The organism is Kitasatospora sp. NPDC085464 (assembly GCF_044541955.1).
Lineage (GTDB): Bacteria > Actinomycetota > Actinomycetes > Streptomycetales > Streptomycetaceae > Kitasatospora.
In genome coordinates this window covers 1-26129 of sequence record NZ_JBITTM010000021.1, presented here as the reverse complement: position 1 = coordinate 26129, position 26129 = coordinate 1, and the positions used below count along the sequence as shown (strand labels likewise).

Annotated in this window: 28 protein-coding genes and 1 tRNA gene; 7 read left to right on the top strand and 22 right to left on the bottom strand. The window is 72.6% G+C overall.

Going from position 1 to position 26129, the window contains the following annotated elements:
* Positions 1-180: 180 nt before the first annotated feature.
* Positions 181-1359, bottom strand: a complete 1179-nt coding sequence (locus tag ACIGG8_RS19895; protein ID WP_396549481.1) for a DUF2637 domain-containing protein — start codon at positions 1357-1359, stop codon at positions 181-183.
* Between the two features lie 477 nt (positions 1360-1836).
* Between ACIGG8_RS19895 and ACIGG8_RS19890 the strand changes: the two genes are divergently transcribed.
* Positions 1837-2586, top strand: a complete 750-nt coding sequence (locus ACIGG8_RS19890) for a Tellurium resistance (protein ID WP_396549480.1) — start codon at positions 1837-1839, stop codon at positions 2584-2586.
* Positions 2587-2721: 135 nt separating this feature from the next.
* Here the strand turns inward: ACIGG8_RS19890 and ACIGG8_RS19885 are convergent, their stop codons facing one another.
* Positions 2722-3912, bottom strand: a complete 1191-nt coding sequence (locus ACIGG8_RS19885) for a TerD family protein (protein ID WP_396549478.1) — start codon at positions 3910-3912, stop codon at positions 2722-2724.
* 413 nt (positions 3913-4325) lie between these two features.
* Between ACIGG8_RS19885 and ACIGG8_RS19880 the strand changes: the two genes are divergently transcribed.
* The 3 genes from ACIGG8_RS19880 (at position 4326) to ACIGG8_RS19870 (ending at position 9420) form a co-directional block, all read left to right on the top strand.
* Entirely contained in the window at positions 4326-5537 is a 1212-nt protein-coding gene (locus ACIGG8_RS19880; RefSeq protein ID WP_396549476.1) for an HpcH/HpaI aldolase/citrate lyase family protein, read from the top strand.
* 266 nt (positions 5538-5803) lie between these two features.
* Positions 5804-8599, top strand: coding sequence for a phosphoribosyltransferase (locus ACIGG8_RS19875; RefSeq protein ID WP_396549474.1), 2796 nt, complete (start codon positions 5804-5806; stop codon positions 8597-8599).
* A complete protein-coding gene (locus ACIGG8_RS19870) occupies positions 8599-9420 on the top strand; it encodes an HAD family hydrolase (RefSeq protein WP_350523190.1) in 822 nt (273 codons plus the stop codon). The genes ACIGG8_RS19875 and ACIGG8_RS19870 overlap by 1 nt, the downstream gene beginning before the upstream one ends.
* A gap of 107 nt (positions 9421-9527) precedes the next feature.
* On the opposite strand, the gene ACIGG8_RS19865 is transcribed toward ACIGG8_RS19870, so the two are convergent.
* Positions 9528-9749 (bottom strand): zinc ribbon domain-containing protein, encoded by a 222-nt coding sequence (locus tag ACIGG8_RS19865; RefSeq protein WP_350523191.1) that lies wholly within the window; start codon positions 9747-9749, stop codon positions 9528-9530.
* A gap of 147 nt (positions 9750-9896) precedes the next feature.
* A complete protein-coding gene (locus ACIGG8_RS19860) occupies positions 9897-11306 on the bottom strand; it encodes a hypothetical protein (protein ID WP_396549473.1) in 1410 nt (469 codons plus the stop codon).
* A gap of 161 nt (positions 11307-11467) precedes the next feature.
* On the opposite strand from ACIGG8_RS19860, the gene ACIGG8_RS19855 reads away from it, so the two are divergent.
* A tRNA-Val gene (locus ACIGG8_RS19855) sits at positions 11468-11542 on the top strand.
* A 55-nt stretch (positions 11543-11597) separates the two neighbouring features.
* Here ACIGG8_RS19855 and xerC read toward each other — a convergent pair.
* The 16 genes from xerC to ACIGG8_RS19775 form a co-directional block, all read right to left on the bottom strand.
* Positions 11598-12731 (bottom strand): tyrosine recombinase XerC, encoded by a 1134-nt coding sequence (xerC, locus tag ACIGG8_RS19850; protein WP_396549472.1) that lies wholly within the window; start codon positions 12729-12731, stop codon positions 11598-11600.
* Positions 12728-12919 (bottom strand): helix-turn-helix domain-containing protein, encoded by a 192-nt coding sequence (locus ACIGG8_RS19845; protein ID WP_396549470.1) that lies wholly within the window; start codon positions 12917-12919, stop codon positions 12728-12730. The genes xerC and ACIGG8_RS19845 overlap by 4 nt, the downstream gene beginning before the upstream one ends.
* 423 nt (positions 12920-13342) lie before the next feature.
* The gene (locus tag ACIGG8_RS19840) at positions 13343-14818 is read right to left on the bottom strand and encodes an ATP-binding protein (RefSeq protein ID WP_396549469.1); all 1476 of its coding nucleotides are present in this window, start codon (positions 14816-14818) and stop codon (positions 13343-13345) included.
* 2 nt (positions 14819-14820) lie between these two features.
* Positions 14821-15675, bottom strand: coding sequence for a bifunctional DNA primase/polymerase (locus ACIGG8_RS19835; protein WP_396549467.1), 855 nt, complete (start codon positions 15673-15675; stop codon positions 14821-14823).
* A gap of 103 nt (positions 15676-15778) precedes the next feature.
* Positions 15779-15976 carry a hypothetical protein gene (locus tag ACIGG8_RS19830; RefSeq protein WP_396549465.1) on the bottom strand — a complete coding sequence of 66 codons (198 nt, stop codon included), beginning with the start codon at positions 15974-15976 and terminating at the stop codon, positions 15779-15781.
* Positions 15977-16080: 104 nt separating this feature from the next.
* The gene (locus ACIGG8_RS19825) at positions 16081-17064 is read right to left on the bottom strand and encodes a DNA cytosine methyltransferase (RefSeq protein WP_396549463.1); all 984 of its coding nucleotides are present in this window, start codon (positions 17062-17064) and stop codon (positions 16081-16083) included.
* Complete coding sequence (locus ACIGG8_RS19820) at positions 17054-17320, bottom strand: hypothetical protein (RefSeq protein WP_396549461.1); 267 nt, start codon at positions 17318-17320, stop codon at positions 17054-17056. Before ACIGG8_RS19820 ends, ACIGG8_RS19825 begins: the two co-directional genes overlap by 11 nt.
* Positions 17317-17529 carry a hypothetical protein gene (locus tag ACIGG8_RS19815; RefSeq protein ID WP_396549460.1) on the bottom strand — a complete coding sequence of 71 codons (213 nt, stop codon included), beginning with the start codon at positions 17527-17529 and terminating at the stop codon, positions 17317-17319. The genes ACIGG8_RS19820 and ACIGG8_RS19815 overlap by 4 nt, the downstream gene beginning before the upstream one ends.
* An 11-nt stretch (positions 17530-17540) precedes the next feature.
* Complete coding sequence (locus tag ACIGG8_RS19810; RefSeq protein WP_396549458.1) at positions 17541-17729, bottom strand: hypothetical protein; 189 nt, start codon at positions 17727-17729, stop codon at positions 17541-17543.
* A gap of 46 nt (positions 17730-17775) precedes the next feature.
* The gene (locus tag ACIGG8_RS19805; RefSeq protein ID WP_396549457.1) at positions 17776-18030 is read right to left on the bottom strand and encodes a hypothetical protein; all 255 of its coding nucleotides are present in this window, start codon (positions 18028-18030) and stop codon (positions 17776-17778) included.
* A 148-nt stretch (positions 18031-18178) separates the two neighbouring features.
* Positions 18179-20314: a cell division protein FtsK gene (locus ACIGG8_RS19800; RefSeq protein WP_396549608.1), complete on the bottom strand. Its 2136-nt coding sequence runs from the start codon at positions 20312-20314 to the stop codon at positions 18179-18181.
* Between the two features lie 164 nt (positions 20315-20478).
* Positions 20479-20895 carry a hypothetical protein gene (locus tag ACIGG8_RS19795; protein WP_396549455.1) on the bottom strand — a complete coding sequence of 139 codons (417 nt, stop codon included), beginning with the start codon at positions 20893-20895 and terminating at the stop codon, positions 20479-20481.
* A gap of 47 nt (positions 20896-20942) precedes the next feature.
* Positions 20943-21329 (bottom strand): RRQRL motif-containing zinc-binding protein, encoded by a 387-nt coding sequence (locus ACIGG8_RS19790; RefSeq protein ID WP_396549606.1) that lies wholly within the window; start codon positions 21327-21329, stop codon positions 20943-20945.
* Positions 21326-21682, bottom strand: coding sequence for a hypothetical protein (locus tag ACIGG8_RS19785; RefSeq protein ID WP_396549453.1), 357 nt, complete (start codon positions 21680-21682; stop codon positions 21326-21328). Before ACIGG8_RS19785 ends, ACIGG8_RS19790 begins: the two co-directional genes overlap by 4 nt.
* Entirely contained in the window at positions 21679-22650 is a 972-nt protein-coding gene (locus ACIGG8_RS19780; protein ID WP_396549451.1) for a DUF2637 domain-containing protein, read from the bottom strand. Before ACIGG8_RS19780 ends, ACIGG8_RS19785 begins: the two co-directional genes overlap by 4 nt.
* A 145-nt stretch (positions 22651-22795) precedes the next feature.
* The gene (locus ACIGG8_RS19775) at positions 22796-23095 is read right to left on the bottom strand and encodes a hypothetical protein (protein WP_396549449.1); all 300 of its coding nucleotides are present in this window, start codon (positions 23093-23095) and stop codon (positions 22796-22798) included.
* 481 nt (positions 23096-23576) lie between these two features.
* Between ACIGG8_RS19775 and ACIGG8_RS19770 the strand changes: the two genes are divergently transcribed.
* Both ACIGG8_RS19770 and ACIGG8_RS19765 read left to right on the top strand, forming a co-directional pair.
* On the top strand, positions 23577-24365 hold the full coding sequence (locus tag ACIGG8_RS19770; RefSeq protein WP_396549448.1) for a GntR family transcriptional regulator: 789 nt from the start codon (positions 23577-23579) through the stop codon (positions 24363-24365).
* Positions 24366-24367: 2 nt separating this feature from the next.
* Positions 24368-25126, top strand: coding sequence for a glycosyltransferase family A protein (locus tag ACIGG8_RS19765; protein WP_396549446.1), 759 nt, complete (start codon positions 24368-24370; stop codon positions 25124-25126).
* 54 nt (positions 25127-25180) lie between these two features.
* Here ACIGG8_RS19765 and ACIGG8_RS19760 read toward each other — a convergent pair whose 3' ends face one another.
* Both ACIGG8_RS19760 and ACIGG8_RS19755 read right to left on the bottom strand, forming a co-directional pair.
* A complete protein-coding gene (locus tag ACIGG8_RS19760) occupies positions 25181-25750 on the bottom strand; it encodes a hypothetical protein (protein ID WP_396549604.1) in 570 nt (189 codons plus the stop codon).
* A gap of 105 nt (positions 25751-25855) precedes the next feature.
* A partial coding sequence (locus tag ACIGG8_RS19755) for a hypothetical protein (protein WP_396549444.1) occupies positions 25856-26129 on the bottom strand: 274 nt, incomplete at its 5' end.

Below are 26129 nucleotides of genomic sequence, written 5' to 3'. Positions count from 1 at the left end.
GGCCCGGACACGTAGCCGGACACAGGGTCGGACAAGCGCCGGACACAGCGCCGGACACCGAGCCGGACACAGCGCCGGACACCGAGCCGGACACAGCGCCGGACACCGAGCCGGACACGCGAAACGGCCGCCCCCGGGAAACCCCGGGGGCGGCCGTTTCGCGTCGTGCGGGCGGCCGGGTCAGCCGAGCTGCTGCTCGATCGCGCGCAGCTTGCGCTCCAGCGAGTCCAGCTTCGGCATCGACAGGGTGTCGTCGTCGGCCGTCAGGTCGATGGACGAGCTGCGACGGGACGAACCGAGGGCGTCGGTCGAGGAGGACGTGGAGGACGTGGAGGAGTACGAGGAGGACGAGTACGTCGAGGGGGACGAGTACGAGGAGGAGTACGAGGAGCCGACGGCGGCGCGGGGGCGGCGGCCGGTGTCCAGGGCGGCGGGCTCCAGCGAGGAGGTGGAGGCCTGCGAGGTCGGGGTGGTGGCGTCGGACTCCGCGGCTAGGGCAGGCTCCGTAGCGCTCGGGCCGTCTCCGGCAGCCGTGAGGGCGGGCACCTGGCGGCCACCACGGGCCCGGGCCAGCATGCCGCCGCCCTGGCGGGAGATGGCCTTCAGCTCGGCGCGCTCGCGGCGGTCGGCGGTGCGGGCGCGGGCCTTGGCGTCCAGCTTCGCCTGGCGCTCCTCGCGCACCTCCTCGACCGCCTCGTCCAGGCTGCGGACGTTCTCCAGGAGCATCAGCGACCAGGCCGCGTAGGTCTCGCGCGGGGCGCGCAGCCAGCGGACGATGCGGATCTGCGGCAGCGGGCGGGGGACGAGGCCCTGCTCGCGCAGCGCGGCCTTGCGGGTCTGCTTCAGCGCGCGGTCGAACAGTATCGCCGCCGAGATCGACATGCCGGAGAAGAACTGCGGGGCGCCGGCGTGGCCGAAGCCGCGCGGGGCGTGCACCCAGTTGAACCAGGCCGAGGCGATCGCGAACACCCAGACCAGCAGGCGGGAACCGAGCGCGGCGTCACCGTGGCTGGCCTCGCGGACGGCGAGCACCGAGCAGAACATCGCGGCGCCGTCCAGACCGAACGGGACGAGGTACTCCCAGCCGTCGGCCAGGCCCAGGTTCTCCTTGCCGAAGCCGACCAGGCCGTGGAAGGACAGCGCGGCGGCGACACCGGCACAGCAGAACAGCAGCGTGTACGAGGAGATCCCGTAGATCATCTCCTTGCGGCGGCGGCGCTCCTCGCTGCGCTCCCAGGAGTCGGTGGCCTCGTCCTTCTTCGAGTTCTTGAAACGCAGCGTCGCCATCAGGACGGCGACGAACAGCAGGGCTGCGCCGCCGACGACGGTCCAGACCAGCTGTATGGAGGTCAGGTTCATTGCGGGTCGGGCCTCGGGTTTCCGAAGGGGACAGGTTCACAGTGCGACACAGGCGGTCAGGGCCCGCCGTGCGGGCACTGCCTGACGGTTCGTTCGTCGCCGCACGGTGTGCCCACCGCGCCCGCGCAGGGGCGGACGGGACACCTGTGCGGCTAGACGATATCGCGTCCGAAGGGGCGGCATGTTACGGGAGGGCGGCTGGCTGGGGCCAATCGACCCACCGGTTCGCCCGGGGTTCGTCCGTGGTTCGCCTGGTGGTCCGGCAGGTGGCGCCCGGTCGTGCAGCTGTTCGTGCGGCCGTTCGTGTGCCCGCCGGCGTGCGCGCCGGCGCGTGCGGTGGTCGGCCCGTCGGTGGCGGGTGGGTGGCCGGACGGGGTAGGGGAGGGGGCGGACGGGGTATCCGTCGGCCGGGCCGATGCCCGATCATTGGTCGGCGGACCGTCAGATCGCCTGGCGGGAGCAGGGGGAGAGGACGGGATGGTCTCGATCTGGGAGTACCTGCGCGGGGACCGGAGCTACACCTTCGACAACCCGGGCGGTCAGCACAAGGTCATACTCACCAAGTCGGCCCCGCAGCACGCGATCACCGGGTCGGCCGCCACCACCGGCTACCTCTACGTCAACCTGCACTGGTCGATGCGGGCCGGCGCCGGTCGGCCGAGCACCCGGGACACGATCAAGCGGTTCTTCAGCCCGCGGATCCTCAGCCCGCTGGAGCCGGACTCGCCGCAGAGCAGCGAGACGATGAACGTCGACCTCGACCTGGCCTGCATGTACGAACTCTCCGACGGCTCCACGGGTGTGGTGCAGCCGCTCGGCGGCCTCTTCGGCGACCTCCAGAACGCGCCGTACGTCAAGCTCAGCGGCGACGACCAGTACGGGGCGCCGTCGGGCGAGACGATGTACGTCAACCTGGAGAAGAAGGACAAGTTCAAGCGGCTGTTGATCTTCGTCTACATCTACGACGGCACGCCGGCCTTCGAGCAGTCGCAGGCGGTGGTGACGATCGTGCCGCAGACCGGCCCGCGGATCGAGATCAAGCTGGAGGAGCGGGCCCGGGCGGCGCGCTCCTGCGCGGTGGTGCTGATCGAGAACGCCGGGGACAACCAGCTCACGGTGCGCCGCGAGGTGCGGTACGTCAACGGGTTCCAGTCGGACATCGACCGGCTGTACGGCTTCGGGATGCAGTGGCAGCGCGGCTACAAGAACCAGCCGGGCGGCGACTGACGGGCGGCGCCGGAGCGGGGTTCCTGTCGGTCCGGTCGGGGGTTGCTGTCGGCCGGGGCGGCGGCTGCCGGGCCGGGGAGGCTGCGGTCCGGGGCGGGGCCGCCGCCATCCGGCGGCCGCCACCCCGGGTGGGCGTCAGCGGGGCTGGAACTGCGGGCCCTGCGGCGGCAGCGCGAACTCCTCGCCGGTGGGCGCCGGGGGCTGCGCGTTCGTCGGCTGGGCCGTCGGCGGCTGCGGCGGGACGGGCGGCTGCTGGCCGGTGCCCGGCTGCGGGTAGCCGTAGCTGCCCGGGTGCGGCTGCGGCGGGACGGGCTGGGTCGGCTGGGGGTAGCCGTACCCGGTGCCCGGCTGCTGCTGGTACGGCTGCGTGGCCTGCGGGTAGCCGTAGCCGGTCCCGGGCTGCTGCTGCGGGTAGCCGTACCCCGTGCCGGGCTGCTGCTGGGGGTAGCCGTAGCCGGTACCGGGCCGGTGGCCCGGCGGCGGGGTGGGCGGGGCGGCCGGCGGGGGCGGCAGGGTCGGCGGGGCGGTGGGCGGCGGCGGGGTCGTCGGTGCGGCGGGGGCGGCCGTCGGCGCGCCCGCGGTGGCCCCGACCGGGGTCGGGGCGGCGGCCGGGGGCGGGGTCAGCGGGACGGCCGGGGCCAGGGTGAAGGTGCCCGGCTCGGCGGCGGTCGAGCGCGGGTCCGGGAGCGGTGTGCTGCGCGGGTCCACCGCACCGGTCGGGGAGGCGGTGGAGGCGGGCGCCGGGGCCGGCACCTGGTCGGGCGCCGCGCCCGCGGCCTCGTCCTCGACGGTGATGCCGAAGTCGGTGGCCAGGCCGATCAGCCCGGAGGTGTAGCCCTGGCCGATCGCCCGGAACTTCCAGGACCCGGAGCGCCGGTACAGCTCGCCCGCGACCAGCGCGGTCACGCTCTCGGCGTCGCTGATCTCGAACTCGGCCAGCGCGGGCGCGCCGTCACCGGCCGCGGCGTCGAACAGCAGCAGTCGCAGCGCCGGCACCGCGCGGAAGGGCCCGCCCTCGGAGGAGCCGGCCAGCACCACGCGGTCCACGTCGGCGGGCAGCTTGGCGAGTTCGACCTCGATCGTGTCGATGATCTCGGCGCCGCCGGAGGTCTGCTGCTTGGGCAGGTGGCGGACCAGGCCGGACGGGTGGCGCGGCTGGTTGTAGAAGACGAAGTCGGCGTCCGAACGGACCTTGCCGGTGGCGCCGAGCAGCAGCGCGGACGCGTCCACGTCCGGCGCACCGGGCGCGGCGCTCCAGCGCAGCACGGCGCGGACCGCCGCCGCCGGCAGTGCGATGTTGGCGCCCTTGGCCATCACGTGCGTCATAGCGGACCATCCTGCCCGTTCGCCACCCCTTCGGACAACGTGACCGGACCGGTTCGCGCCGGGGCGGACTTTGCCAAGACTTGCGCTTCCCGGGGTTTGCCGTCGCCCGGCCCGTGATCGTCCAAGTGGACCGGGATGTTCCGGGAGTTCAGTGCCGGGGAACCGGGAGCGGCCGGATCCCGTCCGTACGATGGGCGGTCTGAAGGCCCCCGGGGGTTCGACGGAGGGGCGTCCACCGGCGGCGCGTCCGGGGAACCACGGCGCCCGGTCGGCCGGTTGACCAGGGTGTCGGCCGGTCGGCGTGCTGTCCTGCGGTCGACGAGGCCGTCGGCGGCCGCCGAGGACGCCGTCCGGCGGCAGGGGCAGCGTCGGCAGGGGGCCGGAGGCCCGTCCACTTCCTGGAGGAGAGCACCTTGCGCCATTTCGGCCACCTCGCCGAGGACGTACGCGGCCGGCTCTTCCTGGAGCAGCCGCGCACGTTCACCGCGCAGAGCGAGCCCGGGGTGCTCGCCACCGCGCTCGGCGGCACCCTCTACAGCCCCGCCACCAGGCCCGCACTGGCCGCCGACATCCGCAAGCAGGCGGCTCGGGGCGTGGTGTCGATGGTGCTCTGCCTGGAGGACGCGATCGCCGACCACGAGGTGGACGCCGGGGAGCGGAACCTGGTCGAGCAGCTGAATGACCTGGTCAAGGATTTCACCGACTGCGCACAAAGTCATCCACTGCTCTTCATCAGAGTCCGTTCCGCCGCTCAGATTCCCGACCTGGCCGAGCGGCTCGGTCCGGGCGTCGAGCTGCTCAGCGGGTTCGTCCTGCCCAAGTTCACCCCGGAGAACGGCGCCGAGTACCTGGCCGCGCTCGCCGCCGCCGAGGCCGCCACCGGGCGGCGGCTGTTCGCCATGCCCGTCCTGGAATCGCCCGAGCTGGCCCACCTGGAGACCCGGCGCGAACAGCTCTTCGGCATCGCCGAACTGCTCGCCGGGTACCGGGAGCGGGTGCTCGCCGTCCGCCTCGGCGTCACCGACCTCTGCTCGGCGTACGGCCTGCGGCGCTCGCCCGACCTCACCGCTTACGACGTCGCGCTGGTCGCGGCGGTGATCGGGGACGTCGTCAACGTGCTCGGCCGGGCGGACGGCACGGGGCACACCGTCACCGGTCCGGTCTGGGAGTACTTCCCGGTGCAGGAGCGGATGTTCAAGCCGCAGCTGCGCCGCACCCCGTTCACCGAGGCCTCGTTCGGCACCGACGCCGTCGGGGCGGGCCGGGCCAGCGGCGAGGAGGTCCGCCGGCGGATCATCGAACACGACCTGGACGGGCTGATCCGGGAGGTCGAACTCGACCGGGCCAACGGCCTGCTCGGCAAGACCTGCATCCACCCCAGTCACGTGCCCGCCGTGCACGCCCTCTCCGTGGTCACCCACGAGGAGTACTGCGACGCCCGTGACATCCTCCGCCAGGAGCAGGACGGCGGCGGGGTGCTGCGTTCGGCGTACACCAACAAGATGAACGAGGCCCGGCCGCACCGGGCCTGGGCGGAGCGGATACTGCTGCGGGCGGAGGTGTTCGGCGTGGCCCGTGAGGACGTCAGCTTCGCGGAGCTGCTCTCGGCCTGCCTGTGCGCCTGAGGCCGGGACCGGGGCGTCCGCGCCGTGCGTGCGGCCGGGCCGGGTCGCTCCTGCTGTTCGTGCGGCCGAGGCCGGGGCGTTCCCGCTGTTCGTGCGGCCGAGGCCGGGGCGTTCCCTCCGGTTCCGGAACGGCGGGTAGGACGGTATCCGTACGGTCGGGTAGGACGGTTCCCGTACGGTCGGCAGGACGGTCCCGTACCCCGGAGCGGACCCGACGAGCCGGACATGACCATCGCACCATCGCACCACCGAAGGCAGGACCACCAGTGACAGCAACACCCCAGACGTGGACCGGCCGTTGGGTCGCCGACCGGGCCGGGATCGTGCTGACCGGCTCCGAGCGCCTCCCCGAACTCGTCGGGCTGGCCCTCCGGGAGAACCGCAAGCGCGCCCACCTGCTCGTCTCCAACGTGCTCGGCAAGCACGTGCCGCAGCGCCCCTCGGTGGTCCACGGCGCCGGGCTCGAACTCGGCCGCCGGGTCCGCGGACTGCTCGGCGAGGAAATGGCCGCGCGGGCCGTCGTCCTCGGCTACGCGGAGACCGCCACCGGCCTCGGCCACAGCGTCGCCGACGGCCTCGACGCCCCCTACCTGCACTCCACCCGCCGCCCGGTGCCCGGAATCCCGCCGCTCGGCGGCTTCGAGGAGGAGCACTCGCACGCCACCTCGCACCTGCTGCTCCCGGCCGACCCCGAACTCTTCGCCGGCGACGGGCCGCTGGTGCTGGTGGACGACGAGTTCTCGACCGGCCGGACGATCCTGAACACGATCCGCGAACTGCACGCCCGGCACCCGCGCGACCACTACGTCGTGGTCGCGCTGGTCGACCTGCGCTCGGCCGACGACCGGGACCGGCTGACCGACGCCGCCGCCGAACTCGGCGTCCGGCTCGACCTGGTCGCCACCGCGAGCGGCGGCGTCGAGCTGCCCGCGGACGTGCTGGAGCGGGCCGAACGGCTGATCGCGGAGGCGGCGGCCGAGCTGCCTCCGGCGGCCGGTGCGGCCGGTGCGGCTGGTGCGGCTGGTGCGGCCGGTGCGACTGGTGCGACTGATGTGGCCGGCGTCGGTTCGGCTGGTGCGCCCGGTTCGGCCGATGTGACAGATGTGACAGATGTGACCGATGTGGCCGATGCGCCTGATGCGGCCGAGCCCGCGCCGCTGGCCCGGGTCGAGCTGGACTGGCCCGCGGGCCTCCCGGACGGCGGCCGGCACGGCTTCACCGCCCGCGACCGCGCCCGGCTGGACGCCGCCCTGCCCCGGCTCGCCGGGCAGCTGGCCGACGCCCTGCCCGCCGAGGCGCAGCGGGTGCTGGTGCTCGGTTTCGAGGAGCTGATGTACACACCGCTGCGCCTGGCCGACGCCCTGGCCGAGCGGCTCGGCGGCGACCGCGTCCGCTACTCCACCACCACCCGCTCGCCCGTCCTGGCGGTCGACGACCCCGGCTACGCCATCCGCACCCGGCTGGCCTTCCCCGCCCACGACGACCCGCAGGACGACGCCCCGCGCGAGCGCTACGCGTACAACGTCGCTCCCGGCAGCGACCCGGCGCGGCGCTTCGACGCCGTCGTGCTGGTGGTCGACGACGTCGCCGACACCCCGGCGCTGCACCGGGGCGAGCGGGCGCTGCTCGGCCAGCTGCGGCAGGTCACCGACCGGGTGGTGCTCGCGGTGCTGCCCTCGCACCGGCCGGTGGGCGGGGCTCCGGTGGGCGCGGAGCCGGTGACCGGGGCCGCGGCGGTCGCGGCGCCGACGCTTGTGCCGGCGCCGCTGTCCTCGTCGCTGCTGCCGACCCCGTTGTACGGGCCGGCGTTCTCCTCGTACCGGGCCGAGGAGGTGGCGTGGCTGCTCACGGACCTCTCCGGGGTCGCCCTGGAAGCCCCCACCGAGGAGCGCGAGGAGGCCGTCCAGAACGGCGGCGCGCACTACGCCGAGTCGCTGCCGGTCGAGTACCAGCCCAGCCCCGGGTACCAGGAGCTGTTCCACCAGGCGCTGCACGGCTCCGCCCGCCGGATCGCGCTCGCCGTCGGCACCGTCGCCGAGACGCTCCTGCGCGAACGCGGCCCCGGGCTGGTGCTCGCCTCGCTCGCCCGGGCCGGCACGCCCGTCGGCATCCTGATCCGCCGCTGGCTGGCCTTCGCCCATGAGCTGTCCGTACCGCACTACGCCGTCTCGATCGTGCGCGGCCGCGGCATCGACCCCGTCGCGCTGCGGTACCTGGCCGCCCACCACCGCTCCGAGGACGTGGTGTTCGTGGACGGCTGGACGGGCAAGGGCGCGATCACCCGCGAGCTCGCCGACGCGCTGGTCGGCACCGGCTTCGACCCGGACCTCGCGGTGCTCGCCGACCCGGGCCGCTGCGTGCGCACCTACGGCACCCGGGACGACTTCCTGATCCCGTCCGCCTGCCTCAACTCCACGGTGTCCGGGCTGGTTTCGCGCACCGTCCTGCGGGCCGGCCTGATCGGCCCGAACGACTTCCACGGCGCCAAGCACTACGCCGAGCTGGCCGGCAGCGACGTCTCCGCGGCCTTCCTGGACGCCGTGGCCGCGTGCTTCGGGGAGGTGCGCGCGGAGGTGGTCGAGGGTGCGGACCGGCTGTCCGACGACCCCGACCGGGCGCCCGACTGGGCCGGCTGGGCCGCCGTCGAGCGGATCAGCGCCGACTACGGCATCGACAACGTCAACCTGGTCAAGCCCGGTGTCGGCGAGACCACCCGGGTGCTGCTGCGCCGCGTCCCCTGGCGGATCCTCGCCCGCCGCGGGGCCGGCGCGGACCTGGACCACGTCCGGCTGCTCGCCGCCCAGCGCGGCGTCGAGGTCGAGGAGGTGGACGACCTGCCGTACACCTGCGTCGGCCTGATCCACCCCCGCTACAGCCGCGGGGCGACCGGGGCCGACGGACGGTCCGCCGGTTCGGGTTCGGACCCGGCCGCCGGCTCGGGGTCGACTGCCGGTTCGGGTTCGGGTTCGGGTTCGGGTTCGGGTTCGGACCCGGTCTCCGGCTCTGTTTCACATGCTGTTCCGGGCCCGGCTGCGGGCTCGGTTTCGGGGAGGGAATCCTGATGGGTGTTCTGGTGGCCAGCGACCTCGACCGGACGCTGATCTACTCCGACCGGGCGCTCGCCCTGGACGTCCCCGACCGGCTCGCGCCACGGCTGCTCTGCGTCGAGACGTACCAGGGCCGACCGCTGTCCTACATGACCGAAGAGGCCGCCGGACTGCTCGCCGAACTCGCCCGCCAGGCCCGCTTCGTCCCCTCCACCACCCGGACGCCGGAGCAGTACGCACGGGTCAACCTGCCCGGCCCGACGCCGGGTTGGATACCCGAGTACGCGATCTGCGCCAACGGCGGGCAGCTGCTGGTGGACGGCGTGCCGGACGGCGACTGGCGTGCCGAGATCACCGCGCGGATCGCCGCCGGCTCGGCCCCGCTGGAGGAGGTGTCCCGGCGGCTCGCGCTGTGCGCCGACCCGGAGTGGACGCACAAGCGGCGCGTCGCCGACGAGCTGTTCGCCTACCTCGTGGTCGAGCGCGCCGCGCTGCCGACCGGCTGGCTGGAGGAGCTGACCGGCTGGTGCGCCGAGCGCGGCTGGGCGGTCTCGCTGCAGGGCCGCAAGGTGTACGCCGTCCCGGCGCCGCTCACCAAGAGCGCGGCCCTCGCCGAGGTCGTACGGCGCAGTGGCGCGACCACCGTGCTCGCGGCCGGGGACTCGCTGCTCGACGCGGACCTGCTGCTCGCGGCGGACGCGGCGTGGCGGCCGGGGCACGGCGAACTCGCGGACAGCGGCTGGACGGCCCCCGGCGTCACCGCCCTGGAGGAGGTGGGGGTGACGGCGGGGGAGGAGATCGTCCGCCGGTTCCTGGCGGGGGCCACGGCGGGGTAGTCCGCGCGGGGGTGGTCCGCGCCGGGAGCCCGTCGGGCCGGCTCGGGGTCGCCTTCTCGGACCGGCGTCGCGTTTTCGGGCCGGCGTCGCTCGGGGTGGCTTCTCGGTCAGCCCCCGCAGCAGCCGCCGCCGCAACAGCCGCCGCCCCCACCTCCGGCGGAGGGGGCCGGTCGGCCGGCGGCCGCGCCGGTGACGGCGACGGCGGACAGCAGCTTCACGGTGTCCTCGTGGCCCTGCGGGCAGACGGCGGGGTCGTTGGCCTGCGCCATCGGACGGCGGAGTTCGAAGGTGGCGCCGCAGGAGCGGCAGCGGAAGTCGTAGCGTGGCATACCCGGCAGGGTACCGAGCCGACCCGCTCGGCACCCGCCCTTCTCCCGCCGCTCTCGGGCCGGTTGCCGTTTGCCGTTCTGCTGCCGTCCGCCGCTCGTCGTCCGCCGCTCGTCGTCCGCCGCTCGCGGTCCGCCGCCCGTCCTCGACTAGCGGTGTCCGCCCAGGTCGCCGCGGATCAGCCCGATCACCCGTGCCGCCGTCTCCCGCACCGCCGCCAGCTCGGTGAGGAAGGCCCAGTAGTCGGGGTGCCGGCCGGCCGCCTCCAGCACGGCCACCGCGCGGTCGAGCCGGGCCACCGCCTCGTCCAGCGGAGTGGCGTGCCGCGGGTCCGGGGCGTTGCGCCCGGCCATCGCCAGCCGTTGGGCGTCCCGGATGGCGAAGCGGGCACGCTCGATCTCCCGGCTGGGGTCGTGCTGCACCTCGTTCAGCTGCCGGAGCCGGTCGTTCACCGCGACCACCGAGCCGTCCGCGGTGTCCAACAGCGCGCGGACCGTCCCGATCGCGGCGGTGGCGTCCGCCCAGCGCTGCTCGTCCCGGGCGCGGGCGGCCTCGCCGAGCTTGCCCTCGGCGGCGCGCCCGGTCTCGGCGACCTGCTCCGGGACCCGCTGCAGGTCCTGCCAGCACGCGGTGCTGAACCGGCGGCGCAGCTCGCTCAGGGCGGGCTCGACCGTCGCGGCCTTGGTCTCCAGCGCCTGGATCCGGGTCCGCAGGCTCGCCACCCGCCGATCGATCTCCCGCGCACGCTCCGGCAGTTGCGCGGCATCGGCGGCGATCGCCCCGGCGCGCTGCTTCACCTCGTCCGCACGCTGCAGCGTCCCGGCGACCCCGTGCCGGGCCGGGCCCTCGTTCAGCCGCCCCAGTTCCGGCGCCAGTTCGGCCAGCCGGGCCGCCAGGTCGTCCGCCCGCAGGCCGGCGCCGCGCACCGCGTCCAGCGCGTCGGAAGCCGTGAGCAGCGCCCGCTTGGCCTGCTCGACAGCCGGGGTGACCCGCATCAGCTGCTGCTCGGCGTGCTCGACGGTCGGCTGCAGTCGGCGCAGGAAGTCGTTCAGCTCGGCGCGGGCGGAGCCCAGCTGCCCCTTCACGTCCTCCAGCCGGCGCTTGGCCTGCGCGGCGGTGCCCGCGTCCAGGGTCTCGCTGTCCAGGTTGTGGGCGTCGAGGGCGCCCAGGTAGTTCACGGTGACCTGCTCGACCCGGCCGGAGATCGCCGCCAGATCGGCCAGCGCACGCTGCGCCGTCGCCCCGTCCTCGGCCGCGCGGACCGTCTCCACCGCGAGCTGCACCTCGCGCTGGGTCTCCTCCAGCTCGTAGAACGCCTCCTGCGCCGCGGCCCGGGCCTCCCTGGCCTCCGCCCGTACGCCCTCGCCGCCGCCGCGCCGACCCCACCAACCGCCGGTCCCGGCCGACGCCAGCCCCACCGCGCCCAGCGCACCCGCCAGTACCACGGGCAGCACCAGCGCGTCCGTCAGCGCACTCCCCGCCCGACGCCGCCCCCGCCCGCTCCCGCCGGCACCCGTCACTGCGCGCTCCCTGCTCCGACCCGCTGATCCGGCCCCCATTCTCCCCGATCACCCCACCGGCCCGTCACCCCCTCCCACCCCTCCCGCCCCGGCCTCCCCCTCCCCACCCCGCCCGCGCCCCACCCGGCCACCTGGCCCACACCACCCCCCGGGACCAGGTACCCTAGGCACTCGTCGTGCGCCCACCCGGCCACGCACGGGGGCGCGTAGCTCAGTGGTAGAGCGCTGCTCTTACAAAGCAGATGTCGGCGGTTCGAAACCGTCCGCGCCCACCAGCCAAAATGCCCCGGACCGATCATGGTCCGGGGCATTTGACATCTCAGACTGACATCAGTGGCGGCGCTTGAGCAGCCGGTCCATGTTGCCGAGCGCCTCCCGTTGGGTGTCCTGCGTGACGTGGGTGTAGACGTTCATCGTCAGCCCGATCTGGCTGTGGCCGAGGATCTCCATCACCACCCGCGGCGGCACCCCGCAGGCGACGAGCAGCGTCGCGCACCCGTGCCGGGTATCGTGCAGCCGGATCGCCGGGACCTCGGCGGCCTTGGATACCCGGACGAACGAGCGGTAGAGGTTGGTCGGCTCGATCGGCCGGCCGGTCCGGGTGGTGAAGATGTACCCGGTCTCCTCCCACTTCTCTCCGGCCGCGCGCCGGGCCTCGTCCTGCCGCATCCGGTGCCAGCGAAGTGCCGCCACGCAGATCCGGGGGAGCGGCACCGGCCGGCGCTTCCCGCTCTTCGTGGTGTCCGCGTACAGCTCGCCGCGGACCCGCTGCACCTGCTCGCGGACAACCAGGACCCGGTGGTCGAGGTCGACCTCCGACCAGCGGAGCCCGACGATCTCACCTCGCCGCATGCCGAGCGCGATGGCCAGCACGAAGGCGGCGTAGAGCGGGTCGGTCCGGCTGGCCGAGAGGAAGGTGAGCGTCTGGTCGAGCGTCCACGGCTTGATCTCACGGCTCGTCACCCGGGGCGGAGGAACCAGCATCGCGACGTTCCGCACGATCAGCTCGTCCCGGCACGCGGCGCTCAGCGCCGACCGGAGCACCCGGTGCGACTCCTTCGCGGTGGCGGCGCTGGACTGCTGGGTGACCTTCGCCAGGAACGTCCGCACATCGCGCGGGCTCAGCGACTCCAGCCCCTTGGAGCCGAGCAGCGGGACCAGGTAGAGGCGCACGTGCGTCTCGTACTTGGCCTGCGTGGTCTTCTTCCTCTGGGGCTTAATGAAGTGCTCCAGCCAGTACGGCAGCCACTCGGCGAGCTGAGCTGACCGGGTCGGGGTAACGATGCCCTGCTTGGCCCGCTCCACCAGCTCCTTGCGCTTGCTGTCGCACTCGTCCCAGGTCGCCCCGTAGGCGAACTTGCGAGCCCACGTGCCGTCGGGCTGCGGGACGTAGACGGCGGCGTGGTAGCGGCCGTCCTTGCGTTTGGTCACGGTGCCGGCGCCGTTGGGGTTTCGCTTGGTCATTGGGCGTTCTCTTCCTTCTTGGTGCGCAGGTAGTCGTGCAGGGCGGTGACGGGGATGCGGCGGAGACGGCCCTCCGTGAAGCTTTCGAGCTTCTTGGTGCGGATGAGGTCGTAGACCTTGCTGCGGCTCATGCGCAGGGCCGTCATGACTTCGGGGACTTCCAGGACGAGCGGCGGGATGGTGGTCACGTGCGCTCCCAGGGCGGTGGCGGGGGCTTCTCGTGGTGCGTGGTTGTCCTAGGTGGGGATTTCTGCGTCACCGCGTCACCAGCGTCACGCAAGCCTCTGACCTGCAGTTTTGCGTGACGCAGTGCTTGGGGCTGCGTCACCGCTGCGCCATGGGCTGCGTCACCGGGTGACGCAGGTGACGCAGCGGTGACGCAGAGCGCGCCGTCTGCGTCACGGCCTCCGATGCAGGTCAGGGGCCGTTTTCCGGGCCTGGTGACGCAGGTGACGCAGCGTTCTCCCACTTAGGACGAAAAGGGGCTGTTTGCTTGTGGTTCGGTGCGCCTCAGGGCGTGGAGAAGGAGCCGCACCGCCGGGGCCGACGTCGCCGAACAGCAAGAGGAGCACCCGGGCGCTGGTGCTCTTCTTGCTTGTTCGTGCGGCGGCTCAGACGAGCCGGGGCTGTTCGTGCGGGGGCGGGACGGCCGGGCGGGCCATTTCGAGGTAGCGGCCCTCATGTGCGCGGCCACTGTCGATGAGGACGCCCCGGGCTGCGAGCGTCGGCTGAAGGCGCTTGAGGCGGTCGGAGAGGACTTTGCCGGTGGTCGGCCACCCCTTCGGCAGGGAGCGGAGTTCGTCGCCGCTGTAGAGGCGCCCGAGACAGGCCAACCACTCGGTGGACGTCATTCGCTGCGCGGTGCCGGGCTCGATGGTCTCGGCGTGCTTGAGGACCGTCTGGGCCAACAGGTCGCCTTCGATGACGTCGTCGTTCAGGTCGTCCAGGCTGGCCCGGTATGCGGCGAGCGCCCCGAAGCTGGTGGCGGCGTCGAGCTGGGCGCAGAGGTGGGCGAAGTCGGCCATGCGCAGGTCGGTGGGGGTTTCCGCCTCGGCCGCGCGGACCTTAACCGTGAGGTCGAGCAGGGACCCGAGCACGATGGGCAGCACGTCGGCGTACTCGGTCCACAGTTCCGCCTCGGTGCGGCGGACGCGGGGCCGTTCCAACCGCAGCGGCAGGAGGCGTTCGGCGAGGTCGGGCCGGATGACGCCGACGTCGATGCCGGTCAGGAGCAGGGGCCGGCGGTAGGCGGAGCGGTGCACGTCTCCGTCGGTGAACAGGGCGCGCTTGACGGATTCGGCGCCGGTGACGATGCAGCACATGGCGTCGGACAGGTCGGGGGTCATGTGGGACAGGTTGTCGAGGGCTGTGACCCATCCGGCCGCGACGGCGGCGATCAGGTTCTCCTCGTCCTTCGGGGCCCGGCGCAGGTCACCGCTCATGCCCTCGATGATGCGCACGAGCATCCGCCCGCCCGTGGACTTGCCCGCGCCCTGCGGGCCGGTGAGGAACGGCGCGGGGACGGGCACGCCCGGCGAGAGGCAGCCGATCAGCCACGCGAGGGCCAGGCACTCGGTGGCGGCGTTGGCGAAGTTCGTCAGCCTGAGCAGCAGGTCGATGCCCTTGCCGTTGGTGTCCTTGACGGGCAGCGGCAGTTCCCCGGTGAGCTGGGTGCGCTTCCAGCAGACCTCACGCGGGTCCGGGGTGAGGATGTCCCAGCCGGTGGGGTGGATGCGCACGGACTTCCCGTCGGCGCGGCCCAGGTCGAGCCACGTGGCCCCGTCGAACCCGGGGGCGACACGGATGTGGACGGGCTGCACGTCCTCGGACAGGGCGAGTGCTTCGATCAAGTCCAGTGCCTCCTTGAGTGCGGTTCCGTTGAACAGGCCGATCCCGTCCCGGTACAGGCCGACCATGAGTTCCTGGCGGTGGCTGCCGGTCGTGCCCTGCGAGCGGATCGGGCGCGCGACCGGGTGGCCGGTCTTCTGGGCGTAGACGGTGCCGTCGGCGGTGCGGAAGTACCGGAAGTACGTCTGCGCGTAGTCGGCGATGATCTCGCGCGCGGGGTTCTTCTCGTCCTCGGCCACGGCTACATCCCCAACTTCGTCAGGGCGTTGGTCCACGCGTCGGCGCAGTGCCGGGGCGACTCGCCCCGGGCCTGCGCGGCGGCGAACAGCCGCTCCGTGTGGGCGGGGGTGAGGCAGCCGCATCGGCCGTGCGTGGCGAGCACGGCGAGGAACGTCGTGAACACCGTGTTGTGCACGGCGCCGGCGGCTTCGGTGATGCGCTGCTCGGCCATGGCGATGCCCCGGGCGAGGTAGGTCGGGGTGCGGTGGGGGCAGGTCCCGCCGCGGGCCGATGCGGGCACCGTGACGGCCGCCGGCTGAGCCGGGGCGGGCGTCTTCACGATGAGGTCCCGGACGGCGTCGGGCAGGGGCGTCATGGTGCCGGTGCCGGGGCCGAGCCACCGGGCGTACGCCATGGTCGACTTGATGTCCACGTCGGGCCTGACGCGGTTGGCGGAGGGCATGGAACCCCGGTAGATCCAGTGCTCGCCGCGGGTGGTGGCCACGGTGCGGGTGGCGGGCAGGTGGTCGTGCGCCCACGTGATGGCCTGCGCGTTGTCGAGGTCGACGACGGTCAGGCCTGCGCCGCCGGGGTGGTAGGCCACGGCCGCCGCCTCGCGCCACGCCCGTGCCCACTCGGGCGAGTTGATGACGTCGGGGTCGGTGGTGGCGGCGGCCCAGCCGTGGCACGGCAGGGGGCACTCGCAGGGGCCGGGGGTCTTCATGTTCGGCCGGCCGCCGCACGCGTTGTCGGCGCAGGTGCGGCAGTTGCCGAACGGCACCTTCCCGGCGCGCAGCGGCAGCACGGGCACGCCGCGAGGGGCCAGGGAGAGCGCGGTGAGCAGGTGCTCTCCCCGGATGTGGGTCGGGTGGGTCATGCTGGATTCCTCCAGTTCTCTGCTGGGTTGGCGGCGGCCCCGGTTCTTGGCGGAAGGGGGCCGCCGCTGTCGTTTGCCGTGTCCCCGGTGCGACCCGTGCGTGTCAGCGCGGGCGGAAGGCGTTCTTGTGGGCCATGACGACGGCCATGCGCTGGCGGGCGCGTTCGTCGGCGGGGATCGCCTGGACCTGGTCCAGTGCCTCGCGGATGGGCTGGGCCTGCTCCGGGGGGAGCGTGTCGAGCACGGAGGCGAGAAGGCGTGCGAGCTGAGCGATTCGCTGTTCGGGGGTGGTGTCCGGCATCGGGCTTCTCCTCGTGGATGCGGGCGCCGGTCTGTCCGGCCCGCACACCTCCGCACCCCGCGCGCGGGGGAGGGACGGGCGGCGCTGGGGCCAGCACAGGCCGGTCAGTCGATGGCAGCGGTGATGAGGTGGTGGGCGAGGCGGGGCGGGACGGCGTTGCCGATCTGCTGGCCGATGTCCCGGCCGGTCCACGGGTGATCCGGCGGGAAGGACTGCAGGGCGCCCGCTTCGGCCCAGGTGAACCGGTCCTCGGTGCCGTCGTCGGAGACGACCCGGACGCGGGAGACTTTGCCGGTGACGGTCGCGGACGGGTCGCCGCTGGTGCGGCGTCCTCGGGCCTTGGGGTCGCCGCCGGTGCCGTAGTTGGAGACGACTGTGAACGGGCCGCGTTCGGGCAGCACGTCGGCCATCGCTGTCCACGGCAGCAGCCCCGGGTCACCGGCCGTGCGCGGCGCGCCCTTGGCGTAGGGCCGGTGCGTCGGTGCCGGCAGGGTGGCGGCGCGGGTACGCCGGGCGATGAGCACGGCCCGCTTGCGGGTCTGCGGGACGCCGTACTGCTCGGCCCGTACGACCCCTGCCGCCGTGCTGTAGCCCTCGGCCTGCAGGAGCGCGGCGTAGGTGTTCCAGACGGGCAGGACCGCCGGGACCTGCTCCAACACGATGGCCTCGAACGGCCGCCCGGCATCCACCGCATCCAGCGCCCACCGCAGCGGCTCCAGGACGAGACGGATGAGGTCGTCCGTCCCGCCGTGGCCGTGGCGTGCGATGGCGTGCCGCGCGGCCAGCCGGTGGGCGAGGGCCACGATGTCCCCGAGCGCCCGGCGTCCGGCGCCGTTACCGGCGGCGGAAAACGGCTGACAGGGCGGCCCGCCCATCAGGATCTGGGCGTCGGGGAAGTCGCCGGGGCCGTAGCGGCGGACGTCGTCCTGAATGGTGGCGAGTCGGGCGGCGCGGCGGGTGGCGCACGCGTCCGGACTCATCTCGATCCCGGTGACGTGGACGCCGAGCGCGCGGGCGGGCAGGTCGAGCCCGCCGACCCCGGCGAACAGATCGACCGCCTGCGTGTACGCGGTGGTGTCAGGCAGCACGCCGCACCCGCCCCTCCGGGAAGGCCAGCACGGTGGCGAGCGGCGCGGACTGTCCGGTGGTCGGGGCCGGGGCACCCTCGCCGCCGTCCGGCGGGACGGCGCGCTCGGCGCGTTCGGCGGCGGACTCGGCGAGGACCTGCATTACGGCGGCGGAGTCGGCCTTGCCGCGGTGCTGGGTGATGAGGGCGGCGGCGCTGAGGACGGCGCCGGGGCCGAAGAGGACGGCGGCGGTGATGGCGTCGGTGGTGGTGCTCACGGGGTTCCTCCGGTGCGGGCGGCGTGGGCGAGCAGGTCGACCAGGTCCGCACCGAGCAGCGACGCGCGTTGCTCGATGGCGGTCCAGGACTCGGAGTCGATGTGCATGAGCGCGGCGAGCGCGGCGGCCGGTTCGCGGTTGGCGGCGGCGGTGAGGGCTTCGCGCAGGTGGACGGCGGCGAGCGGCCGGATGGTGGCGGGGGTGGTCACGGGGCCGGGCCTCAGTGGCTGCTGAGGGCGTTGACGAGCGCGCCGAGCAGGTTGTTCACGGGTCCGGCGAGGCCGGTGGAGGCGGCGGTGAGGCCGGACAGCCAGACGATGAGTGCGGTGCCGGCGCCGACTCGCTTGGTCCACACGAGGGTGATGGTGATCAGGCCGGTTACGGCGGCGACGGAGATGGTCACGTTCATGCGGTTCTCCCGGGGCTGAGCGGTGGCGGGTGGTCTGCGGGGTGGGCTAGTTGGTGCCGGCGGTCCAGGTGCGGTGGGCGACGTTGTAGAGGTGGCGGCCGACGCGGATGCGCTTGCCGACGCCGCGGCAGCGGCGGCAGTGCTTGCCGCGCTTGGGCTTGCCGCGCCGGTCGTGGGTGAGCTGGAAGCCGAGTCCGCCGCAGCGGCGGCAGTCGCCGAAGGGGCTTGCGGCGCACAACGCTGCGTAAGCGAGCGCGGCGAGCAGGGCGGCGGCCACAGCGGCGAGTATGAGGGGGGTCATGGGTGCCTCCGGGGCGGTTTCCGGGGGTCTAGCAGGTGGTTCGCTAGGCGCTAGGCCCCTGATCAGGGCGTGTTTGGGTCGCTAGCGGGGTCGCTAGGTCTAGCGAGTGCAGTTGCTAGGCCTAGCGACCGTTTCGGGGCCCGCCGGGCTATCCGGCGTCGTGCTTCTTGTCGCGCTCGGTGACAGCCTTGGTGATGTGGTCGCGTTCGACGCCGCGCCGGTTGGCGCCCTTGCCGCCCTCGGTGGTGCCCCAGACCTGGCCGGTGGTGACGCCGTAGGGCTTGAGCGCGGTGGCGATCTGGTCGGCCTTCGCGCGGCCCTCCAGCTCGGCCCACGGCCCGTAGGCGTCCGGCCGCAGTTCGGCGAGGCGGGCGGCGATCGTCTCCGACCACAGCTTGGGCTCGTCCGGGTCCATGACGGCGAGGATGTCGGCGAGCAGGTCGAACCGCGGGGCCGTCGCGGGGGCGGTGTCGGTGCCGCCGGCGGCGTGGCCGGTCAGCAGCCCGGCGCTCTCGCGGGCTTCGCGGCCGCGCTGGGCGATCGCTTCGGCGCCCGGGGCGTCCACGAACACCGATCGGATGATCTGGGCGTCGGCGCCCTCACCGCCGATGTAGTAGGCCAGGCCCTTGTCGTCGCGGGTGAAGGTGGTGGCCCGGATGCCGTTCTTGTAGGTGCTGGTGCCGAGCACCATGTCGTTCTCGGTCTGCCCCATGACCTTGAGGCACAGCCGCAGGATCGCGTTCGCCGAGATGCCGGTGGGCAGGGACTTGGCGTCGGGGCGCTGGGTGGCGGCGAGGAACGTCATGCCGAGCGCCGGTCCGCGCTTGACCAGGTCCGTGCCGATCTCCTCGAACTCCGCCCCGTACTTGGGGTGCTCGAACCACACCTGGCACTCGTCCACGGCGATGACGACCGGGTGCAGCCGCAAGCTCTTGTTGTCGGCGAGCTTGCTGGTGACCTTCGACTCCGGGCACACGTCCCGGGGCAGGGACCGGATCACCTTGGCCCGGCGCCGCAGTTCGGCCCGCAGCTCCCGCATGTCGGCGATCGCGTATTCGATGTCTTCGTCGTCGTCGCCGGCCCGGTGCCGGTGGGAGACCTTCTCTCCGACCGGGTCGAGGTCACCGGTGCCCTTGAGGTCGTAGGTATGCAGCTCGGCCCGGGGGTCGAGGGCGGCGATCAGCAGCAGCAGGCGGAGCAGGAAGGTCTTGCCCATGCGCGGGACGGCGCCGATGACCCCGGAGACGAACATCAGGGTCACGGTGACCCAGGCGCCGCGCTGGTCGGTGGCGAAGGGGACCGGGTCGAACAGGTCGACCGTGCCCTTGCGGGCGAGTGACCAGGCGGGCTGCTTGGCCTTGGCCATGTCCTGGTCCCCGACCCAGAGGATCATCCGGCCGGGGTGCTCGCCGGCTTTCTGCTCCGGCCACACCGTGCCGAGCGGGCGGCGCAGGCCGGAGGCGAGCTGACCGCGCTTGCCCATCACGTCCGCCACCTCGACGCCGTGCGGCAGCTCGACGTCCGCGCGCCACCCCGGGCCGTCGCGCATGATCGGCGCGGGGAAGGTGATGCCGGAGCCCTTGGACTTGGCGGAGGTGATCCCGCCGATGCCCAGCGACTCCAGCGCCCGCACCACCATGTCCGACGTCAGCTTCGGGGCCTTCGCCTTGACCACCGCGCGGCCGATCAGCGGCTCATCGGCAGGCGCCCCGGCGACGCCGAGCGCCAGCACCACGGCCGAGGCCAGCGCGAGCAGGGTCGCGGTGCTCGTCAGAACCCACAACACCACGACCGCGGTGAGGCCGAAGACGGATCCGAGCAGGGAGATCAGGGAGCGCAGGCGCACCCGGTTGTCGCGCTGGCGGGTGAGCTTCAGGTACAGCTCCGCGTCCTCGCGCCGGGCGGCGGCCGCGCGCAGCGGCTGTCCCTCGGCGTCGGACGTCCACCGGCCCAGGAAGTTCAGGGCCCGGGCGGTGCCGCGCGGGGCACGGGCGGCGAGACGGGCGGCGTAGAGCGGGGTGCGGATCGCATGGTACGCGGCGGTGTGGCCGATCCGGCCTGCGGTGTAGGCGAGTTGGGTCTTCAGCTCGGCCTTGGACAGCAGCCAGGCGGGCAGGATCGGGCGGCGGGTGCCCTCCGGCACCGGCAGCGGCACGGTGACGGGCTGGTCGACGTAGACAGACGGCTCGTCGTCGCCGTCGCTGTCGTCGTCCACGGCGGTCGCGGTGGCGGGGCGGCGTTCGGCGCGGGCCTTGGCGAGGTCGACCACGCCGTCCTCGGCCATCTCGGCGGCCAGGCGGGCGAACAGCTCGTTCTCGGCGTCGTCACCGGCGCCGGGGGTGTGGTGGTTCACTGGGGGTTCCTTCCTCACTGCTGGTTGTGGTGCGGAAAGGGGGCCCGGGACGGCCGGTTGAGTTTGGCGACCTGGTCGGCCGTCCCGGGGTGAGGTCAGCGGCTCAGGACCGCCTGCAGGGCGGCGGCGGCCTCGGTGGTGGTGATGGGCTCGCCCTTGAGGTAGGCGACGTACATGCCGTTCGCGCGGTGGGCGACGCTCGCCGGGGTGGCGGTCGGCCGGCCGTTCTCCCACGGGCCGTAGGCGATCAGCTCGCTCGCGGCGTGACGGGCCATCCGAGCGCGGCTGTCGGCACGGCGCTTGGCCCGGCGGCGCTCGTTGCACGCCTGGTGGCGCTGCTCGGCGGTCCAGGCGGCCTGCTTGGCGGTGAAGTCGTCGTGGAGCGGGTCACCGGCCTTGCAGGGCTGCATGTTCAGGCACGGTTCGCAGTCGGCGGTGTGCTTCACGGAGGTCTGGAACGCGGCCATGTAGGCGATGAGCTTCGGGTCGGAGACGATCTGCACGTCGGACATGGCGTTTCCCTTGTCTCGGTGGGTGTCCGGGGTGGTGGCGCTGGTCTTCAGGCCGCGAGCGGCAGGCCGTCGGCGCAGGGCAGGCAGGCGCCGAGATGGGCGGGCAGGACGTATCCGGCATCGCGCCCGCAGGTCGGGCAGGTGCGGCGGGCCGCGTTGGCGGCGGCCAGCGCCCGGCGGCGCCCCTCAGTCATCGGACGGACAGGCGCGGCGAGGTCGGGGCGGTAGAGGTAGGCGACCCGGGGACCGGACTTCGAGCGGCGGGAGCGCCACATGATCTGCGCGGCGACGTCCTGCCCGCCGGGGCGTAGGCCGTGAGCGCGGAGCTGTCGGCGGGTGAGCAGGCCAGGCGGGGCCATCTTCCACGGGTAGGTGGGGATGCCCCCGAACCGGCTGCCGTCCGGGTCCCAGAACCGGGGCCGGGCCACGCTCAGGCCTCGGTGGCGGCGGGTTCGGACTGGTAGTAGTAGCCGATCAGTTTCACCGGGACGCCGCCGTGGGTGATGGTGGCGGTGAGCCAGGCGAGCGTGCCGGACACGGCGGTGTCGTGGTCGATGATGCGCGGGTCGACGCCGAGGGCCTGCCGCCACTGCTCGAAGTGGTCGAGGCCGTTGTGCAGCTCGACGTCCAGCCCCCATGTGAAGTCGTGCGTGTCGGGCACCCGCAGGTACTGGAGCTGAACGATCGCGGTGGGCAGCGTCGAGTGGGCGCTCAGCAGGGACAGCAGCACGCCGGCCGCGTTGATCTGGTCGGCGGCGACGGGGCGGATTTCGGTGCTGGTGGTCACGATGCCTGCTCCTCGGGGGAGTTGGTGGTCTCGGTGGTCGTGTCGGCTGCGTTGTCGTCGGTCGGGGCGGGGTCGGGCACGGCGTGCAGCGCGGGCCGCTCCGGCTCGGTGGCGGCCGCGGTGGCGCGCTCGGCGCGGAGGGTGTCGCGCAGGCCGCGCGCGTTTTCGGCGGAGGTGCGGACTGCGGCGCGGATCCGGTCGGCGGTCAGATCGGTGTCCGGCCAGTCGGCCGTGACGGACCGGGCCTCCGTCAGCAGCTCGGCGTTGGTGCGCTTCGGGCGGGTGGTGCGGGCCGACTTCGGGACGGTGCCGGTCGTCCGACGCGGCCGGTTCGGGGCCGGAGCGGTCGGCTTGCGAACCGGCTCGGCGGCCGGTTCGGGCGTCTGCTCGGTCGGGGCTGTGGTCGGCTCGGCTTCCGGGGTGGTCGGGGCCGGTTCGGGCGTCTGGTCGGCCGACCCGTACAGCGGCCAGTCCGGTTCGGCCGTCCCGTGTTCGGGCAGGTCAGACCCCGACTGATTCGTCATGGTTTGGTCTGTTTTGTCGCCCTTGGGCTTGGCGTGCAGGACCTTGGCGACCAGGTCGGAGCCGAAGTAGATCGACCCGACCGGAAGGCTGCTCGCGAGCAGGACCAGGGCCCAGTGCGCGGGCGCCCACTCGGCCAGTCGGGTCCGCCCGCCGCCGTGCAGAGTCGGCACCAGGCCGTGCACGTAGTTGAGCGCCAGCGACGCCGCGGTGTATCCGGCCAGGACCCGCAGCGCGAACCGACGGTCGGCGTCGGTCAGCACCAGCGCGACGACCAGCGCCAGTGCCATCAGGCCGTCCACGACCAGCGGGTAGACGGTGGCGGCGGTCGGGTCGGCCCCGATCGCCGACGCGATGTCCTTCAGCGCGTTCCAGGAGACGCGGAACGCCATGGTGGCCACGGCCAGCAGGCCGGTGACCAGCCACCCCTTCCCGGCGCGGCTCACTGGGCACCTCCCGGCGCTCCGGCGGAGACCAGAGGCCGGGCCGCTTCGCGGGCGGAGCGGGCAGCCTCGGCAGCAGCCGCAGCGGCGATCCGGGCTGCCTCCGCAGCGGCGGCGGCCCGCTCGACCTCCGCGCGAGCATCGGCCGTCACGCCGCCACCCCCGAGCGGGTCCGGCGGCCGGCGGGGCGCGGACGGCACAGCGGGGTGGGAGCGGTTCGCAGCAGCTCGGCCGCGATCTCGGCGGATTCGGGGTCCGTCTCCCACAGTTCCGCCAGCACCTCACGGGCGACGTCGGTACGGGCCCGGTGCTCATCCGTGCTCTCGCCGGCCACGCCGCCGAACAGCGGGTCGAAGAGCGGGTCGAACGGCTCGTTGTCGATGCCGAGCGCCAGCTCAGCGAACTCCAGCCGCGTGCGGGGCTGCTTGCCTGCAATGATGGCCTTCACAGTTCACCTCTTCGTAGTCGTGGGTGGACCCGGGAGGGCCACCGCGCGCCCGGCCAAGGAATGCGCGGTGGCCCGATCCACGGACCCAAGGAAGACAGCCGCCGGCGCGGGAGCGCGGCGTGCTGTACGTGGACGGGGAGGGAGTCGCACCCTCGCCCCCGCAGGGGCCCGCTACGGGCCGTCCGCTTGGTCTGCCTCCGCCTCTCCCCAGGCACCTCCCTTCGTGGGGTTCTCGGCGGAACCTATGGAGTTGTGAAGGAACGAGCACTGCCTTCGGGGGGCTGTCACCCCACCCCTCCGGGCGTCGTCGAAGTCAGAGCTGTGCCCAGGAGAAGGCAAAGCCCTGCCAAGCTCTAGAGATCCCTTCCTTGAGTCCTCTAGAGGACGTGAGGAAAACTATGAGGGTCCGTCAGTCTCGCGTCAACTGCTTGAGAGGACTTAAGCTGTCATGGTCTTCGAGTGAATGGCGGTGTGGCCCGATATGGCCAAGTACGAGCGGATTGCGGACGACCTTCGCGGCCGCATTCAGGCGGGGGAGTGGCTGCCCGGCGAGCGGCTACCGACCGAGACCCCGGATCTGACGACCCACTACAAGACCAGCCTCAACACGGTTCGGCAGGCTCTTGGCGTACTGGCATTCGAGGGGCTGGTGGACAAGGTCCACGGCCGCGGAAACTTCGTTCGCAAGCCGCGCAAGCCGGTGACACGGACCAACGAACGCCACCAGTGGGAGAAGGACCGGGCGCGAGAGCCGGAGGACACCCGCCGGCAGACGGGGGCAACTGAACACGACACCGGGCTGACCGTGTCGGACCTCGTGTTCAGCGCGGACTTCCGTGAGGCTGAGGCGAGCGACGATCTGGCTGGCCTCTTCGAGGTTCCGGTCGGTACCAAGCTGCTGGAGCGGATCTACCGGACGCGTTACCGCGAGGAAGATGAGCCGTTCAACGTGGCCCGGTCGTACCTCGTCTACGACGTGGTCAAGGCCAATCCCGACCTGTTGGATCCTGCACAGGAACCCTGGCCGGGCGGAACGCAGAACCAGCTGTTCACGCTCGGGATCGAACTCGACCGCATCGAAGAACGTGTCACAGCCCGCCCGCCGACGGCTGAGGAGACCGAGGAACTGGGCCTCAAGGCGGGCGTCGCAGTGATGGTGCTCCGCAAGATTTCGTACGACACCACGGGCAAGGCGGTTGAGATCTCTGAAGTCACGCTGCCTGGCGACCGCACCGAGATGGTGTTCACGACTCCCCTGAACAGGTGGTGAGCATGACCAACGTCATCTCCGTCATCACGGCGGTGCACGGCCCGTCCGCCGAGTACCTGGCGGACGCCTACAAATCCCTTCTGGATCAGCAGCTCCCGGAAGGCTGGGACTGGCAGTGGGTCATTCAGCAAGACGGGGAGACGGACGACGTTGCTCCTCATGTCCCGGACGACGCACGCATCAGCTTCAGCCAGGGGCGCCATGGCCGGGCGGGCATGGCGCGGACGATGGGCCTGTCCCGCGCCACGGGGCAGTTCGTGAAGGTGCTCGATGCCGACGACATGTTGCCGCCCGGGACGCTTGCCCGGGACGCTGCGGTGCTCGCCGCACGGCCGGACGTGGCATGGACGACGTCGCGGGTGCTGGATCTCCTCCCGGATGGGAGCACGGTTGGATTCGACCAGGACCCGTCGGCCGGGCCGATCGAGCGGGGTGAGGTGCTGGCCCACTGGAAGGCGCACGACTTCCGCGCCCAGGTTCACCCGGCGACGCTCTGCGTTCGACGGGACCTACTGCTCGCGCTCGGGGGTTGGATGGCATTGCCGGCCTCCGAGGACACCGGCCTGCTCATGGCGCTCAACGCGGTGAGCCGCGGTTGGTTCCTCGCGGAGACGGGACTGCTGTACCGGAAGTGGCCGGGGCAGAGCACTCACCACGCCGCACACAGTCACGAAGTCGAGAGGGCGGCCCGCATGGCGATCGTCCAAGCTCGCGCGGAGGTGCTTCTCGCGCTGGAGAACTGGCGGTTCGACGTCGCGTGATGCGCCAAATGCAAGCGGCCCCGACGGATGTCCGTCGGGGCCGCTTGCATCAGCTCAACTCTCTGCTGGTGCTTCCGCAGTGCGGGAACCCGGGAGCAGGAGCCCGCGAGCGGTGTGCTGGTCGCCCTCAAAGCGGCCCCCGACCCCAAGGTCGGCCCGTGCGGCCTCGTGGAATCGGTTGATCGCCTTGAATGCGCTCGTGTGGAGTGCCCGCCATTCCTCCAAGGTGCCCTCCACCAGCCCGCGCGCATGCCAGCCGATCGCGGCGGCGGCTTCCTGGACTGCGTGAGCCGCCTCAATCACGTCGGCTCCGGCGAGCAACATGACCCGCTCGAAGGTCATAGCTTGAGTGCCGCCGGCGTCCGTGAGGTCCATCAGTAGCTCGTGTTCGGCGCGAGGCATTCGTCGGAGGTCTTCGCGCACCTCGTACAGCATGATCGCCGCGTGGAGCGTGGTTCGGACCTGCCCCACGTACTCGGCGTAGGCGTCGAGCTTCTTCTCATCCCACCGAACCCGTAAGCCGTCCCTCCGTCTGCTCCGCTCCATAAGGGCGTTCGTGGCGTACGTCGTCAACGCGCCGAGGACCACCGCTGCGATGGTCACAAGCTGGGCAGCCGTATCCATGTCTCCCACGCCTATGAGATGAGCCGTTCGTATTTTGAGCTGCTGATCATAGACCGCAGAATGGCATGGCGAACGCCGTCATGGCGCGCCATCTGGCGCGCGAGGCTACTCGGTGGAGTCGAATAGTGATGGCTGGTCTACCCGGGATCGGCGCCTCTTTGAATTTTTGGGTTCTAGCTCTTCGATCGGCCCGAGAATTCGCATTACAGTGGCATTGTAAAGCCAGCTTAGATTTCCTTCTTTTTCTAGCCGGCCGCTCACCTGCAAGGCCAAATCTTCCTCATGTGCCCGGATGGCCGCGTGGTAATCCTCTTCGTCGGCGAGCCTGACTCGGACCTTTCTGGGGCTTCCGGCGGAGATTGACTCCACGCCAAAGACT

Excerpts from the sequence above, each read along its gene's own strand:
- ACIGG8_RS19895 (WP_396549481.1), bottom strand. The coding sequence starts at position 1,359 with ATGAACCTGACCTCCATACAGCTGGTCTGGACCGTCGTCGGCGGCGCA.
- ACIGG8_RS19890 (WP_396549480.1), top strand. The coding sequence starts at position 1,837 with ATGGTCTCGATCTGGGAGTACCTGCGCGGGGACCGGAGCTACACCTTC.
- ACIGG8_RS19885 (WP_396549478.1), bottom strand. The coding sequence starts at position 3,912 with ATGACGCACGTGATGGCCAAGGGCGCCAACATCGCACTGCCGGCGGCG.
- ACIGG8_RS19870 (WP_350523190.1), top strand. The coding sequence starts at position 8,599 with ATGGGTGTTCTGGTGGCCAGCGACCTCGACCGGACGCTGATCTACTCC.
- ACIGG8_RS19865 (WP_350523191.1), bottom strand. The coding sequence starts at position 9,749 with ATGCCACGCTACGACTTCCGCTGCCGCTCCTGCGGCGCCACCTTCGAA.
- ACIGG8_RS19860 (WP_396549473.1), bottom strand. The coding sequence starts at position 11,306 with ATGGGGGCCGGATCAGCGGGTCGGAGCAGGGAGCGCGCAGTGACGGGT.
- xerC (WP_396549472.1), bottom strand. The coding sequence starts at position 12,731 with ATGACCAAGCGAAACCCCAACGGCGCCGGCACCGTGACCAAACGCAAG.
- ACIGG8_RS19835 (WP_396549467.1), bottom strand. The coding sequence starts at position 15,675 with ATGACCCACCCGACCCACATCCGGGGAGAGCACCTGCTCACCGCGCTC.
- ACIGG8_RS19830 (WP_396549465.1), bottom strand. The coding sequence starts at position 15,976 with ATGCCGGACACCACCCCCGAACAGCGAATCGCTCAGCTCGCACGCCTT.
- ACIGG8_RS19810 (WP_396549458.1), bottom strand. The coding sequence starts at position 17,729 with ATGAACGTGACCATCTCCGTCGCCGCCGTAACCGGCCTGATCACCATC.
- ACIGG8_RS19805 (WP_396549457.1), bottom strand. The coding sequence starts at position 18,030 with ATGACCCCCCTCATACTCGCCGCTGTGGCCGCCGCCCTGCTCGCCGCG.
- ACIGG8_RS19800 (WP_396549608.1), bottom strand. The coding sequence starts at position 20,314 with ATGGCCGAGGACGGCGTGGTCGACCTCGCCAAGGCCCGCGCCGAACGC.
- ACIGG8_RS19795 (WP_396549455.1), bottom strand. The coding sequence starts at position 20,895 with ATGTCCGACGTGCAGATCGTCTCCGACCCGAAGCTCATCGCCTACATG.
- ACIGG8_RS19770 (WP_396549448.1), top strand. The coding sequence starts at position 23,577 with ATGGCCAAGTACGAGCGGATTGCGGACGACCTTCGCGGCCGCATTCAG.
- ACIGG8_RS19765 (WP_396549446.1), top strand. The coding sequence starts at position 24,368 with ATGACCAACGTCATCTCCGTCATCACGGCGGTGCACGGCCCGTCCGCC.
- ACIGG8_RS19760 (WP_396549604.1), bottom strand. The coding sequence starts at position 25,750 with ATGGATACGGCTGCCCAGCTTGTGACCATCGCAGCGGTGGTCCTCGGC.